At 62.9% G+C, this 13,921-nt stretch carries 12 protein-coding genes; 3 read left to right on the top strand and 9 right to left on the bottom strand.

The features are described 5' to 3' along the window. Window positions 1–32: 32 nt before the first annotated feature. Entirely contained in the window at window positions 33–1,154 is a 1,122-nt protein-coding gene (locus tag ACIPHM_RS09625; RefSeq protein WP_400327267.1) for a C45 family autoproteolytic acyltransferase/hydolase, read from the bottom strand. A gap of 456 nt (window positions 1,155–1,610) precedes the next feature. Here ACIPHM_RS09625 and ACIPHM_RS09620 point away from each other — a divergent pair, with 456 nt between their 5' ends. Together ACIPHM_RS09620 and ACIPHM_RS09615 are read left to right on the top strand one after the other, a co-directional pair. Then, window positions 1,611–2,816: a porin gene (locus ACIPHM_RS09620; RefSeq protein WP_400327266.1), complete on the top strand. Its 1,206-nt coding sequence runs from the start codon at window positions 1,611–1,613 to the stop codon at window positions 2,814–2,816. A 50-nt stretch (window positions 2,817–2,866) separates the two neighbouring features. Then, window positions 2,867–3,937, top strand: coding sequence for an SGNH/GDSL hydrolase family protein (locus ACIPHM_RS09615; RefSeq protein ID WP_400327265.1), 1,071 nt, complete (start codon window positions 2,867–2,869; stop codon window positions 3,935–3,937). Here ACIPHM_RS09615 and ACIPHM_RS09610 read toward each other — a convergent pair. Both ACIPHM_RS09610 and argC read right to left on the bottom strand, forming a co-directional pair. After that, window positions 3,924–4,391, bottom strand: a complete 468-nt coding sequence (locus tag ACIPHM_RS09610) for an MEKHLA domain-containing protein (RefSeq protein WP_400327264.1) — start codon at window positions 4,389–4,391, stop codon at window positions 3,924–3,926. The genes ACIPHM_RS09615 and ACIPHM_RS09610 overlap by 14 nt on opposite strands. Window positions 4,392–4,537: 146 nt before the next feature. Next, a complete protein-coding gene (argC, locus tag ACIPHM_RS09605; protein WP_400327263.1) occupies window positions 4,538–5,464 on the bottom strand; it encodes an N-acetyl-gamma-glutamyl-phosphate reductase in 927 nt (308 codons plus the stop codon). A 124-nt stretch (window positions 5,465–5,588) separates the two neighbouring features. Here argC and ACIPHM_RS09600 point away from each other — a divergent pair, with 124 nt between their 5' ends. Continuing rightward, a complete protein-coding gene (locus ACIPHM_RS09600; RefSeq protein WP_400327261.1) occupies window positions 5,589–6,473 on the top strand; it encodes a LysR family transcriptional regulator in 885 nt (294 codons plus the stop codon). A 1-nt stretch (window position 6,474) separates the two neighbouring features. Here ACIPHM_RS09600 and ACIPHM_RS09595 read toward each other — a convergent pair whose 3' ends face one another. From ACIPHM_RS09595 to ACIPHM_RS09570, 6 genes are all read right to left on the bottom strand, one after another. Then, window positions 6,475–8,028 (bottom strand): methyl-accepting chemotaxis protein, encoded by a 1,554-nt coding sequence (locus tag ACIPHM_RS09595; RefSeq protein ID WP_400327260.1) that lies wholly within the window; start codon window positions 8,026–8,028, stop codon window positions 6,475–6,477. Window positions 8,029–8,197: 169 nt separating this feature from the next. Continuing rightward, window positions 8,198–9,694: a monocarboxylate uptake permease MctP gene (gene mctP / locus ACIPHM_RS09590; RefSeq protein WP_400327258.1), complete on the bottom strand. Its 1,497-nt coding sequence runs from the start codon at window positions 9,692–9,694 to the stop codon at window positions 8,198–8,200. Next, window positions 9,695–9,874, bottom strand: a complete 180-nt coding sequence (locus ACIPHM_RS09585; RefSeq protein WP_150560432.1) for a DUF3311 domain-containing protein — start codon at window positions 9,872–9,874, stop codon at window positions 9,695–9,697. It lies immediately after the preceding gene. Between the two features lie 264 nt (window positions 9,875–10,138). Next, a complete protein-coding gene (locus tag ACIPHM_RS09580) occupies window positions 10,139–11,389 on the bottom strand; it encodes an MFS transporter (RefSeq protein ID WP_400327256.1) in 1,251 nt (416 codons plus the stop codon). Between the two features lie 80 nt (window positions 11,390–11,469). Further along, entirely contained in the window at window positions 11,470–12,492 is a 1,023-nt protein-coding gene (locus tag ACIPHM_RS09575; RefSeq protein WP_400327255.1) for a zinc-binding dehydrogenase, read from the bottom strand. Window positions 12,493–12,530: 38 nt separating this feature from the next. Next, a complete protein-coding gene (locus ACIPHM_RS09570; protein ID WP_400327253.1) occupies window positions 12,531–13,919 on the bottom strand; it encodes a DUF1329 domain-containing protein in 1,389 nt (462 codons plus the stop codon). Window positions 13,920–13,921: the final 2 nt, after the last annotated feature.

Genomic DNA, 13,921 nt, shown 5'->3' with positions numbered 1-13,921 from the left:
GCCCGAACCGCCGAAGCTGGCGGAGCGAAACTTCAGCGCAGCCGGTATTCCACAAATTCGCGGGACTCGTACGGCTTGCGCGCGATCCACAGGACGCCTTCGGCCGCGTCCATCAACGTGGTCGACACCGTCGCGGCAATGCTGTCGAAGCTGACCTTGCGCGGCACGCGCAGGACACCGACCGGTGCGCCGAAGTCGTCGGCCAGCGCCGCCTTGATGACCGTCCAGTCGATCTTGCCCTGGGTGCGGCGCGCATCTTGCAGCGCCTGCGTCACACGACGCTGGCGGTAGATCGAGTCGGGGCTCTTGGCCAGACCGAGGTCGCGCAACTTGGTACGCGCGACCGGGCACATCCAGTGGTTGGCGTGCACCAGCACGTCGTCTTCCGGCGTGAGCCAGAAGATCTCGTCCGGCGCGCATTCGAGGTCGACGGCTTCGCCCTTTGCGTCGGCCAGCATCAGGTTGTTCGACGCATAGCGGCGCGTGCTCCACAGAGCCTTCATGGCATCGGCCATGCTGGTCGAGTCGAGCATGCGACGGCGAATCAGGGCGAGCGGCGTGTCGGCCTGGCTGGCGTTGCGGTAATCGCGATCGGAGGTGAGGAAGTTGCCCGAGAGCGAGAGTCCCGCGCTGTTGATGCCATGACGCCCGAGCGTGCCCGCCTCGGTGAACACGAGCAGATCCGGGCCGTCCTCGCGCCGCATGCGCAGCACGATGCCGGTGTCGGCGCATTCTGCGCGCCAATCCCAGTTGTGGGCGTGCATCAGACGGCCGGTAGCGCTCGCCTGCGGCATCACGATCAGGCCGGTACAACCGTCGTCGAGCGCTTTGCGGGCTTCGCCGATCTCGTCATGGCCGTACATCATTTCGGTGCGGCAGTTGATCAGTACGATGTCCTCGATCGTCAGCCCCGCGCCCTGTGCAATGCCGCGCATTTCCTCGAGATAGGTCGCATCGAACGCCTCGATGATGGGGATCATGCGGGCCGACAGGGCGCGCTGGCGCTCATGCGACACGCCGCGCTTGTCGAGCTGCGAGCGGTACAAGGCCAGGCTGCGCGCAACGCGCTCGGGCACCTGGCGGCCATGCGCCAGGCCGCGCTCGAAGGGGCTGCCGCTCACATCTACCAGCACAAAGGCTTCATTGGCATTCATCGTAGTTCTGTCCCATCTAGTCATCACGCATTCATCGTAAGAGGCCAAATCTCGTCCGGGAAGAACGGACTCGGCGATCGGTATCGCTTTTGCCGATCACGGTACCGCACATGCCGCCAAAAACCGTTCATCCACACTGCGCCCCGCCGTGCGGCGACCCACCTGCGTCGCAGATGAATCGCCCCTCCAAAAGGGCATCGATAAGGGTTTTCCCGAAGGTCCAGCCCCTATCGGAAAAATCGATCGTGAACCGTAGAACTTGGCTTCCGCGACATTTCTTTTTCTTGAAAACTCTGCCCTCGTCAACACCCGGCGACCCGCTGCGGTGTGACGCGCTGCCTGCCGACCCAGCGGCGCACGCTCGACTTGCGAATCACTCTTATAACAACGCCGGGAAGCACAGCCGCCTCGCAACGCTGTGATTTCACGGGGTTCAAGTCCCATGGAGATCTCAGAATGAAGTATGGAATGCCGGCCATTGCCGTTGCCAGTTGTCTGGTTTGCGGCAGCGCTTTTGCACAGAGCAGCAACGTCCGTTTGTACGGCTTGATCGACAACGGATTCGTGTACAACAACAACGCGAAAGGCGCGTCGCAATACCAGTTGGCGTCGGGCAATTTGCAGGGTAGCCGCTGGGGTATTGCGGGTACGGAAGATCTCGGCGGCGGATTGTCTGCCGTGTTCCGTCTGGAAGGCGGCTACAGCATCGACAGCGGTGCACTGGGCCAGGGCGGGTCGCTGTTCGGACGGCGCGCGACGATCGGGCTGGCAAACCGCTACGGCACGTTCTCGCTGGGGCGTCAGTACGATGCGCTCACCGACTACATGGCGGGCTACTCGGCCACAGGCTCGGCACGCGGGGACGTCGTGAAATCGTGGGCGGGCGTCTATGGCGCGCACCCGGGCGACCTCGATAACCTCGGCGGCTCGAACCGCACCAACAACGTCATCAAGTTCTCGAGTGCCAGCTTCAACGGCCTGTCCGGCGAAGTCGCCTACAGCCTCGGCAACAAGGCCGGCGACATCACCAGCAGCCAGAGCTTCAGCTTTGCGGGCGCGTATCGCAACGGTCCGCTCGACGCCGGCGTCGCGTATCAGAACGTGCGCAACCCGAACTATGCCAACTGGGGCGTGAATCCCAGCGCCAACACGGCCACGTCGACCAGTTCGCTCAACATGAACAGCCCGATCTACAGCGGCTTTGCGTCCGCCAAGACGATGCAGGTGGTCGCGGCCGGTGCGGCGTATCAGATCGGCACCGTGCGCATTGGCGGCATCTACACCAACGTCGAGTTCCAGCATCTGGGCGGCACGCCGGGCAATGGCCTGAACCCGCTGAAGCTGGCAGGCACTGCCGTGTTCAATACGTATGAGCTGAACGTGGCGTGGCGTCCGATTCCGGTGGTGCAACTCGCCCTGTCGTACGCGCTCACGCAGGGCAGCTCGGTCGGCAGCGTGTCGGGCGCCAACTACGGTCAGTGGAACCTCGGCGCAGACTATTCGCTGTCCAAGCGCACCGATCTATACGCCGTGATGGTCTACCAGCGTGCGTCGGGGGTGGATTCGACGGGCAAGGCGGCGGTCGCAGCCGTGGCCAACCTGTCGGCGTCCTCCACCAGTTCGCAGGTCGGCGCGACCGTGGGCATTCGTCACGTGTTCTGAAGCTGATGACGCTTTCCGCTATCGACCCTTTGCCCACAGGTGGGCAACGCTTGCCCCCTGCTTCGCAGACCCTCGCACTGCTGGGCGATAGCTGGGTGCGCGGCTCCGGTTTGCCTTTCGCGGCGACCGGCCGCGCGCCAACGTATTTCGTCCCCGAACTGGCCCGTGCACTGCGTGAGCGCTTTGGCGATGCGGGTGGGGGATGGTGCGGCTTGTCGTACACAACATCATCCGAGCGGCGCGGCGGCGCCGCGGAGCCCGACCGGTTCAGCCAGACGGGGACAGGCAGTTGGCGCACCCACGTTCGCCATCAGCCAACGCCCGACCTCTGCACCAGCACCAGCGACACCCCCGGCGATCTGATTCGCGTGACGTGGCGCGGCGACGCCACGTCGTGCGTCGTATTGCACGCGTTCGCGGGCGGCGCGATCAACTACCGGTGGAATGGCGGCCCCTGGCACGGCCTGACGCTGGGCGGCATGCCCGGTCAATCGCGTTATGCGCTGCTGGACTTCCCGGTGGAAGGCGCCTGGGAACTGGATATTGCCGTCGCACAAGGGACCGTGACGCTCGCGGGCATCGAGCATCGCGCCGACGCGCCGGGCATTCGCATCCACAACCTTGGGGCGGGCGGCAGTTCGACGGCGGACTGGCTGGCGGCGGCGCGCTCGGGCGCGTGGTTCGCCGGGCTGCATGCGCTGGCTATCGATTCTGCGGTGCTGTTACTGGGAACGAACGACCAACGCGATCTCGACGCGGCGCAATATCGCGCCAATCTCGGCGAGATCGTCGACCGGATGCGGGTTCAGTTGCCCTCGCTGCGCCTGACGCTCGCCTGCTCGCCCGAGAACAGCGACGACGCGCCGCAGCGGCGCACGCGCCCCATGCTTGCCTATCAGGAAGCGGCGGCCGCAGTCGCAGCCCGCCACGGTTTGGCGATGGTGGATTTGCAGCCCGTTTTCGGCGATGTGGCGGACTATGGCCATCACGGCACACGGCCGTTGCTCGATGCGTCCCGATTGCATCCGAACGCCGCAGGCGGTGCCGTGTTGCGCGAGCGGATGATGGCGGCGTGTCTGGCATTACTCACGCCGCCACCGGACTGCGTCACGCGCCGATGATGTCGCTCGTGCGAGGGATGACGACAGCCTGTCCATGCAGCTTGCCGTCCTCGTCGAGCAATTGCCACAGTGTCGCTTCCTCGATCATGAATCGCTCGCCCGACTTGGTGATGCGCACCCCTCGGTAACCGGATTCGTAGCCGAGCCGCTGCACTCGTTCGAGGAAACGCCGGCGCTCCTCGCGATTCGGGGCTTCGGCAGAGAGCCTCGACGGCAACCGGGTGATTTCGTCCCAGTCGTAGCCGAATCGGCGCTGCGCCGCCTTGTTGCCGTAAATGAACACCGGATCGGGCGCCGTGTTGTGTGCAAGCACGGCGAACGGGGCGCTTTCATAGAGCCATTCGGCGGCGTTTGCGACGGGGATGTCGTTCGGCACGAGCGGACGACCGAGCAGCCGAGCGTGGCTATGCGACAGAAGTTGATAAAACGCGGGATCGGAATAAAGCGGAATCATCGGCGTGCTTCTATAAGCGAAATTACGGGAGCACCGACGATACAACACCCCATCAAATTGCGGAGGGGGAGCGAGCGGCGAAACAACAGTGTCCGCTCAGTCCATCTCACGCATTCGAGGGGTTTCGGATAGGTCTCAATCGCCTGTCACTGCGCGAGCATCAGTTCGAGATTCTGGATCGCGGCACCCGACGCGCCCTTCCCCAGATTGTCGAGCACCGCAGCGAGCAGGATTTGCCCGTGTTCCCGATTGGCGAAGACGCTCAGCGCCATGACGTTCGTGCCGTTGAGCGCCTCCGGATTGAGTTGTTTCCCAACGCCTGGCGCCTCCATCGGCATGACCCGGACATATTTTTCATCGGCATAGTGAGTCGTGAGGCAGTTGTGCAGCGTCGCGCCATCGACACCCGGCTTCAGCAGCCGTGCCTCGACAGGAATCGTCAGCACGATCCCCTGACGGTACGCGCCGTACGACGGCACGAACAGGGGGCGGCTCGCGAGGCCCGAATAACGCTCGATCTCGGGCGTGTGCTTGTGCGACAGCTCCAGCCCGTACACCCGATGCAACGACCGGTGCGACGCGTTCGGCCCCTCATGTTCGTCGACACCGGCGCGCCCTCGGCCGGTGTAACCCGACACGGCATTGATGCTGACCGGATAGTCGCGCGGGATGAGTCCCGCATCGAGCAACGGCCGCAGCAGACCGATAGCGCCGGTCGGATAGCACCCGGGATTGGAGACACGGCTGGCGCTCGCCACGCGTTGTGCCTGACCTCTCACCATCTCGGGAAAGCCGTACACCCAGTCCGCCCGTGTGCGATGCGCGGAACTCGCATCGATCACCCTGACGCGGGGATTGACGACGGACTCGGCCGCCTCGCGCGCCGCGGCGTCGGGCAGGCAGAGGATCGCGATATCGCAACTGTTGATGGCTTCGGCGCGGCGCTGCGGGTCCTTGCGCTGCGCGTCGGGCAAGGTGATCAGCGCAATATCGGTGCGCCCACGCAGTTGCTCGTGGATCTGCAATCCCGTGGTGCCCTGGTCACCGTCGATAAAAATAAGCGGAGAAGACATTGGCGAATACCCCATCAATCGGTTGTGAACCTTCGTCGAGGTGATATCTTCGCGCTACGGTTAAAATTAAAAAAGTTGAATTTCATGAATCTGAAATTCCATTCTTCTGAATTACGGTGACGACATGAGAGAGATCAGCCTCGACCGCTTGAAGACGCTTGTTGCCGTGGCAGACAGCGGCTCGTTTGCCGACGCCGCACAGGCGTTGCACCTCTCGCCGCCGACCGTCAGCTTGCATATCGCGGATCTGGAAGCGCGGGTCGGCGCTTTGCTGTTGTCGCGCAAACGCGGGCATGTGCGGCCGACGTCGGTCGGCGAGGCGCTGGTCGAGCGCGCACGGCGCTTGCTCGCCGACGCCGAGCGCACGCTGGAGGACATCGAACGTCATGCGCAGGGGTTGGCAGGACGCGTCCGGATCGGCGCGTCGACGGGCGCTATCGCGCACATCCTGCCGCAGGCGCTCGAAGCGCTGCGTCTGGATCATCCGGATATCGACGTCCAGGTGGCCATCCTGACATCGCAAGAAACGCTGAGCCGCTTGCATCGTGGCGCGCTCGATCTGGGACTGGTGGCGTTACCGCAGTCACAGGTCAAGGGCCTGAGCATCCGGCAATGGCGGCGCGACCCGGTGATGGCGTTCCTGCCCGCCCATTGGTCCTGCCCCAAACACGTGACGCCGGACTGGCTCAGCGCGCAGCCCCTAATCCTGAACGACAGCACCACGCGTCTGTCGCGGCAGACAGCGGAGTGGTTCGCCGCCGCCGGCCATCACCCGACGCCCCGAATCGAGCTCAATTACAACGACGCAATCAAGAGTCTCGTGGCGGCGGGCTACGGTGCGGCCCTTCTGCCGCATGAGGCGACGACACCCCACACCGACGAGCGAATCGCCATGCGGGGGCTACGCCCGGCGCTGTGGCGTGAGTTGGGCATCGCGCATCACACGGGGGCGCTTGAGCGCTCCACGCAGCATGTGCTCGACGCCTTGTGGGGGCTACGCGTCCGATAGCTCATGCGGCGGCGGCCACGGTGAACATCGAAACCGTGCCTCGCATCCGTGTCGCCTGCTCGTCGAGCGACTGCGACGCGGCGGCGGCCTCCTCCACCAGCGCGGCGTTCTGCTGAGTGACTTCGTCGATCTGGCCGATCGCCTGATGGATCTGCTGGATGCGCTGCCCCTGGTCGTCCGACGCCGAAGCAATTTCCCCAACGATCCCCACCACCCGCTTCACGGCCTCTTCTACCGACGCTGTCACCCGTCCCACTTCTTCCGCCTGCGCCGAGCCGGCCTGCACCGTGAGCACCGACTGCTCGATCAGTCCCTTGATCTCCTTGGCAGCACTCGACGAGCGCTGCGCGAGGTTGCGCACTTCCGACGCCACCACCGCGAAGCCACGCCCCTGCTCGCCGGCCCGGGCGGCTTCGACCGCGGCGTTGAGCGCCAGAATGTTGGTCTGGAAGGCAATGCCTTCGATCAGATTCGTGATCTCCGCGATCCGCGCTGCGCTCGACGAGATGTCGGCCATCGTCTCGACCATGCGCCCGACGACGGTATGTCCCTCATCGGAAATCCGGGTGGTGTCGATGGCGAGCGCGTTGGCCTGATTGGCGTTATCCGCATTGCGCCGCGCGGTCTCGGTGATCTCGCCCAGACTGGCCGCCGTGTGTTGCAGCGACGCCGCCTGCTGCTCCGTACGCGATGACAGATCGATGTTGCCGGCCGCGATCTGTTGCGACGCGACGCTGACCGCGTCGCTCGACGTCCGAACCTCCGTAATGACCACCGAAATGCGCGCTAGCAAACGGTTGAGGGCGACCGCCGTGAGACCGATTTCGTCCGAGCCCTGCACCGCCGCCGGTTGCGAAAGATCGAGGGATTCGCTCATGTGCTGCAAGGTGTGCTGAAGATGCTGCAACCCACCCCGGATCAGCCGGTACAGGCGAGCGCCAAGGGCGCCGGTGAGCAACATCGCGGCCACAATGATCGCTGCCATGACGCCGGTCGCCGTACGATACGCCTGCGCGTTCTCGGCGCGAACGGTCTGGCCGTGGTCCACGTTGTAGGCGAGGTGGCGATGCAAGCCCTGATTCAGATTATCGGCGGCGGTGTGCACTTCGCCGCCGTCGTGCAGCATGCCGAGGGCGGCGTCGCGATCCCCCGCGCGCATGCGGGCGAAGAATGTCTGACGTGCCTTCCGATAGGCGGCAATGTTCGCGACGTCGGCGGCCAGCATCCGTTGATCGGTGTCGTCGATGACCCCGTGAGAGCGATATTCATCAATACGTTGATCGTAACGACGGTCGGCGTCCGCGATGATCTGCTCCATCGCTTTGCGGCTGTCGTCGTCCACACCGTCGACGGCATAGCGGTAGACGTTCAGCCGCATGTCGGCCACGTCGTCGAGCGCCATGGAGATCGATTGCAGCCCGGGAACCGTCTGCGTCTCCAGCCCTTCAATGCGGTTGAACGACCGCCCCAGTTGCCGCAGGCCGTACCCGCCAACGAACGCCAATGCGAACAACGCCACCCCAAGCGTGACGACAAGACGCCGTACGATAGTCATTTTTCTTACCCCCGATCAGTATTTCGGCACAGCCAAGCGAGATCGCACTCGCGGCGACTGCCTACAAAACACTCGAGGATTCGGGTTTATTCCAGAAGATGGCGTTCATGTACGCGGCGCAGCCCGCCGGGTTCGGCGAGCTGCACCGCTTCTAGCGAACGCAAGTCCTTCAGGCACTGCGCAGCGCAGGACGCGACCCTTTGCCGAGCACCAGATTGGCAATCACGGCAACAACAACGTTCACCGCCAACGCGATCAACCCGGTGTAGAGCGAAATCTTGTCGCCGCCGAGCGTGAACGTGTGCACCGGCTTGATACCGTCGGCGAACGCCAGCCAGCTTCCGTACACGATACCGAAGGCCCATCCGCACAGCAGCGCGCGCGCACCGAACCAGCTCACGAACAGGCCGAACACCAATGCCGGGAACGTCTGCAGGATCCAGACACCGCCGAGCAACTGGAGATCGAGTGCGAACTGCGTCGGCAGGAACAGGATGAACACCAGCGCGCCCAACTTCACGACCAGCGACACGATCTTGGCCACCTTCGCCTCGCCCTCATTCGAGATGTTCGGATTGACGTAGGGCTTCCAGAAGTTGCGCGTGAACAGATTGGACGCCCCGATGGACATCACCGCCGCGGGCACCAGCGCACCGATGGCAATCGCGGCGAACGCAAAGCCCGCGAACCAGCTCGGGAACAGGCCGTTGAACAAGGCCGGCACGACATCGTTGTTCGTCTGCACCTTCACGCCGGCGGCGTAGGCCATGAAGCCAAGCAATGCGATCAGGCCGAGCAGCACCGTGTACGCCGGCAGGAACACGGCATTCTTGCGAATCGTGTTGGCGTCCCTGGCTGCGAAAATGCCCGTCAACGTGTGCGGATACATGAACGCCGCCATGGCCGAGCCCAGCGCCAGCGTGGCAAACGGCAGGAACTGCGCGGGTTGGAGCGTGAGGCCCGTCGCACCGCCCTTCTTGGCGAAGACATCGCGCGCCGTGTCGAACACCGCACCGTAGCCGCCCAGCTTGGCAGGTACCACCACCACGGCCACCAGGACGACGATGTAAATCATCAGATCCTTGACGAACGCGATCAGCGCCGGCGCCCGCAGGCCCGCCGCATAGGTGTACAGCGCAAGAATGACGAACGCGGCCAGCAGGGGCAGTTCGCCCGTGAGCCCCAGCGCCTTGATGACGACTTCCATCCCGATCAGTTGCAGCGCGATGTACGGCATCGTCGCGACCACGCCCGTGAGCGCAATCGCGAACTCCAGCGGACGCGACTGGTAACGGCCGAAAACGACGTCGGCCGCCGTCACGTGCCCGGCCTTGTGCGCCGCATGCCACAGCTTCGGCATGATCAGGAAGACGATCGGGTACACGAGAATCGTATAGGGCAGCGCGAAGAAGCCATAGGCGCCGACGGCGTAGACCAGGGCCGGGACAGCGATCACGGTGTAAGCGGTGTAGAAGTCACCGCCGACGAGGAACCAGGTGATCCAGGCGCCGAAATTACGGCCGCCAAGGCCCCACTCGTCCAGATGGGCGCCTTTGTTCGAGGGACCCCGCATCCAGCGCGACGCCCAGAAACCCATGACCGTCACGAGGATAAAGAAGAATACGAAGACCGCTAATGCGGTCCAGTTGATACCCGCGGTGTCCATTTACTCTTCCCCTTTCTTCAGACCGTCGCGAAACACAATCCAGATGAGCAGCGAGGTCAGCGGCACCCAGGCGAACTGGTACCAGTAAAAGAAGGGAAAACCCCAGAGTGATGGCAACTCACGGTTGTAGAAAGGAATCCACAACAAACCGATAAACGGCAGCAATAGCAGTAACCGCATGTCAGCACGTCTCCTCTTTTTTCTCATTCGATCGAAGCGCATGAACGTCACGCTTAAATACACTCTAGCTGATCGATGTCGGTTTTGCTGAGGTGCTCGCGAGGGCCTGAAATAGCGGGGTTTCAGGGGTTTGGAGGGGTGTTGTGCGTGTTGAAACGGATGATTCGATCCGCCCCTCGTCAGGACGATCTCGCCAATAGTTCACCGGCCAAACGTGTCGTTATCCTGGCCTGCGTGTCCGGAAGAACGAGGGAGGGGAATTCGTCAAACCGAAGTCCTGTGCAGCATCGCGCTTCGAAACAAGACGACCAGAGCGAAAAACGACAGGATCGCGCCGACAAGCACAAAGGCTTGATGAATACCGAAACTCGCGCGCAGAGGGTTCACTACCAGAGGATTGACGAAATCCCCCAGATAGAGCGCCGTAAACATGAACCCGGAGGCTCGGCCACGCACGGAGGGCGCCGCGCGATCCAGCAGTACTACAGCAAGATACGGGCCAACGCATCCCCCTCCGATCGCCGCAATACCGCAGCCCACGATCATCGGCATCATCAGGTGACTTGACCCCATGAGAACGTATCCGCCCCCCATCAGGGCAAGGCAGATGCAGAAGATCCAGCGATCTCCGACCCATGATCGCACCCGGCCATAAGACGCCGCACCGACCATGCAGGCCAGCGCGCTTGTCGCCATCACCCACGACTGCACACCAGGGCTCGTGATCCCGCTCTGCGCCAGCAGGAACGACAGTTGCACGGCGTTCATGAACACCGCCGCGAATACCAGCACGATCAGGAGGTATACCGGCAACAGTGCGAGCAACGGATGACGGTCGTTGTGTCCGGTTTGCCTCGGTGGGCGCTGCGCATTGGCTTGTGACCGTACGGCCGGCACGACCGCGGTTGCGACGAGCAAAACAGGAAGCGCCAGGAGATACAGAAAAAATGGCGCGCGCCATCCGTATGCCTCGCCAACGCCGCCCGCGACCAGCAGCGAGACGAGCCCCACCGCAGAGCCCGCAGCGCTTTGGTAACCGAGTATGCATGCGCGTTGCTCCGGCTCGAATCGCTGCGCAATGATCGCCAGCGTCGATGTGGCGCACCCCGCGGCGGCCAGCCCCGTCAGCAGACGAGTGAACAGAAGCACGGACAGCGCATCGACATAAAACCCGGCGAACCCGGCCAGTGCATATGTCAGCAGCGACCCAAGCAGGAGCGCACGCGCCCCCAGCCGCTCGACTGCCCAACCCGTCACCAGGCCGCCAAGCGCGATACCGATGCCCGGCATGGTCATGATCAGTTGCGCGGCAAATGCCCCGTCCCCGCCCCTGGCGAAATGTTGAGCGAGCCCCGGCAACACCGGCCCTACCGCAGTAAACATCAAGGCCATACACGGACTGCTTGACGCCAGAACCAGCAGAAGGAGGAAGCGCGTCCTCGCCTTGCCGTTCAACGCCATCGCGGCGCTCACCTTGCTCATCTCGCTTACCTTACTTACCTCAACTGACTTCATGATCGACTCTATCTGCCTATGTCTTTCTTTTTGCGATGCGGCGCCGTGCCGGGCCCTGACAGGCGCTCCCCGACTTGAATTCAGAGGCCCGGCTTGATCAGCACCTTGATCGCCTGGCCGCTCGCCTGCACGGCAAACGCCCGCTTGATTTCAGCAATGGGAAATTGATGTGAGATCAGCATGCGGCGATCGATCTTTCCGGACGCCATCAAATCCAGCGCCTGCTTGAGCTCATCTGCGGCATAACCGTTCGATCCGCGAATCACAATCTGCTTGTGGATAATGGGCATCGGATCGAGCGTCACCTCACCCTCGAAGGCGCCAAAGCAGATGATTCGGCCGCCACGCGGGCCCACCATCTCCATGGCGGACTGCAACGGCGGCGGACCCTTCACGTGTTTCAGGTAGCCGGCGCAATCGAACACGACGCTTACGTTCGGCGCGACGAACGGCGCCGAATACATCGGCAGGACGCCGCAGATATGCCCCACCTGCTCCACCGGCTTCTGGGTGAGCGCGTTGATCGCGTGTGTTGCGCCAAGCGCCTTCGCCGTGTGCAACCGCTGCGCCGAGACATCGATGGCCACGATATGACCAACATCGATGTCGAGTGCGCGCAGCACCTGGATCACTCCCAGGCCAATCATGCCAACGCCGAAGATGACGACGTTCTCACCCGGCCCGATCTCTGCGAGCCGCACCATCTGTAGCCCGTCAGCCAACGGTTCGGTCGTTGCGGCGTCCTCAAAGGACACCGTCTGCGGCATATGCGTGATCTGAAAGGGATTCACCGGTATCGGAACGAACTCGGCCATGCCCCCCATGCCGACCCCGACTACGCGGTCTCCAGAGGTGAAATCCTCGACGCCCTCCCCAACCGCGACAACCGTTCCGGCAAACTCATGACCCGGAATCTCCCGGCCACAAACGCTCACCCTGACGAGATCGGCACGGTGAGCGTTTGTGCGATACATGTGAAGATCGCTGCCGCAGATCCCGCATGCTTCAACCTGAATCAGAACCTCGCCCTCGCCAACGCCGGGACAAGCGACATCGCTCAATGCCTCGATGTCGCCAGGTCCGTGGAACACGGCCGCTTTCATGGGCACCTCCCTTCTCGAAATTGCGTGTTCATGCCAAATCACCTGCCGGCCGCACGCAACATGTCTGGCGTGAACTGGCTTTCTTTGAGCGATCCGTCATCCACAGTCATCGGTGCCTTTTGCTCGTTGATCAGACGAAGCGCCGCATACGCACTCGAATTCAGATCGTGGTACACACAGGTAAGAGGGCTGATCGATTGCGCTTCGTACAGGTAGAGCGTGTTGCACATCGCCGTACGCCAGAGCTGGTGGCGGCCATCGTAGTTGTCACCCAGAACGGCAACCCAGCTATCCTCGTCGATGTAGATCCGGCGTTTGCCATAGAGATGGCGGTAGCCTGCTTTCAGGGTCGCCTCCAGCACCCATACGCGGTGCAACTCATAGCGGATGAAGTCCGGGTTGATATGCCCCTTGGTCTTCAGCATCTCGCCATACCTGAGCGTCGGGCTGTGCAATCGGTAGGTGTTGTAGGGGATGTAAATCTCTTGCTTGCCGACGATCCTCCAGTCGTAGCGTTCGTTCGAGCCGTTGAAGATGAGCTCGTCGTCAACCGTCAGGAAACCGCCCGGGCCATTCGGCTGATCGAAACCGAAATTCGGCAACTGGCGCACGCGACGGGTGCCCGGACTGTATTGCCAGACATCCAGAAAGTCTTTCTTGTAATTGAAGGGTACGCGTGCGTAGGTCAGCGTCCCCTTGTCACGCTCAGGGATCAGCTTTTCGGAAAAGCTGTAGGAGTTTGCGCCGACCTCTGTGCTGACATGCTTCCTGGTGTCGGCTTTGGACACCACGACCTTGTGAAACTCACGTGCCCATGCAATGGTCCCGTTGGGATACACCACCGCCGAATCGAAGGTGCCGACTTCACGGGCCGGCGCCAGCGGCAAGACGACGTTCCACTGGAGCTCGTATCCCGTCTTGGGGATCGGAAACGGCGATACGCCACTGGTTGCACGCACACCGGCGCCCCCATCGACGACTTCCGCCTCTACCGCATTCTTCTTCGAAAGATCACAAGCCCACTGCGGGAAACCCCAGTCCCGATGGCTCGGGTAGACAGACATCTGAAACGTATCCGGATATTTCTTGAACAGCGCCTTCTGCCCATCGGTCATGCGATCGGCATACTGCGCCACGTTCTGCGCGGTGATGACAAAGAGCGGCTTCTCGTCGGCATACGGGTCCGGCCAGAAATGGCCCGGCCCACCGTACTTGACGTTAGGCGGCGCCCCACGCTGTTTGCCCGTGTACGCGGGGATGGACCCATCTTTGTTGCCAGCCTTCTCCGCGCCAAAGCAGGTCAGATCCTGTCCGAGCCTTCTGGCCTCGTCCGCACTCACTTTCGCTAGCGCCCCCTGCGCGCCGATAGCCAGGACGCATCCGGCCATCAGCGAGATGGACGATCCACGACGTCGAGTCGCACTCATGT

The organism is Pandoraea sp. NPDC087047 (assembly GCF_044745225.1).
Taxonomy (GTDB): domain Bacteria; phylum Pseudomonadota; class Gammaproteobacteria; order Burkholderiales; family Burkholderiaceae; genus Pandoraea.
This window is presented reverse-complemented; position numbering and strand designations above follow the sequence as displayed.

What these genes read in the sequence shown, in the direction of transcription:
- ACIPHM_RS09625 (WP_400327267.1), bottom strand. Translation starts at nt 1,154, where the DNA reads ATGAATGCCAATGAAGCCTTTGTGCTGGTAGATGTGAGCGGCAGCCCC.
- ACIPHM_RS09620 (WP_400327266.1), top strand. Translation starts at nt 1,611, where the DNA reads ATGAAGTATGGAATGCCGGCCATTGCCGTTGCCAGTTGTCTGGTTTGC.
- ACIPHM_RS09610 (WP_400327264.1), bottom strand. Translation starts at nt 4,391, where the DNA reads ATGATTCCGCTTTATTCCGATCCCGCGTTTTATCAACTTCTGTCGCAT.
- argC (WP_400327263.1), bottom strand. Translation starts at nt 5,464, where the DNA reads ATGTCTTCTCCGCTTATTTTTATCGACGGTGACCAGGGCACCACGGGA.
- ACIPHM_RS09600 (WP_400327261.1), top strand. Translation starts at nt 5,589, where the DNA reads ATGAGAGAGATCAGCCTCGACCGCTTGAAGACGCTTGTTGCCGTGGCA.
- ACIPHM_RS09595 (WP_400327260.1), bottom strand. Translation starts at nt 8,028, where the DNA reads ATGACTATCGTACGGCGTCTTGTCGTCACGCTTGGGGTGGCGTTGTTC.
- mctP (WP_400327258.1), bottom strand. Translation starts at nt 9,694, where the DNA reads ATGGACACCGCGGGTATCAACTGGACCGCATTAGCGGTCTTCGTATTC.
- ACIPHM_RS09585 (WP_150560432.1), bottom strand. Translation starts at nt 9,874, where the DNA reads ATGCGGTTACTGCTATTGCTGCCGTTTATCGGTTTGTTGTGGATTCCT.
- ACIPHM_RS09580 (WP_400327256.1), bottom strand. Translation starts at nt 11,389, where the DNA reads ATGAAGTCAGTTGAGGTAAGTAAGGTAAGCGAGATGAGCAAGGTGAGC.
- ACIPHM_RS09575 (WP_400327255.1), bottom strand. Translation starts at nt 12,492, where the DNA reads ATGAAAGCGGCCGTGTTCCACGGACCTGGCGACATCGAGGCATTGAGC.
- ACIPHM_RS09570 (WP_400327253.1), bottom strand. Translation starts at nt 13,919, where the DNA reads ATGAGTGCGACTCGACGTCGTGGATCGTCCATCTCGCTGATGGCCGGA.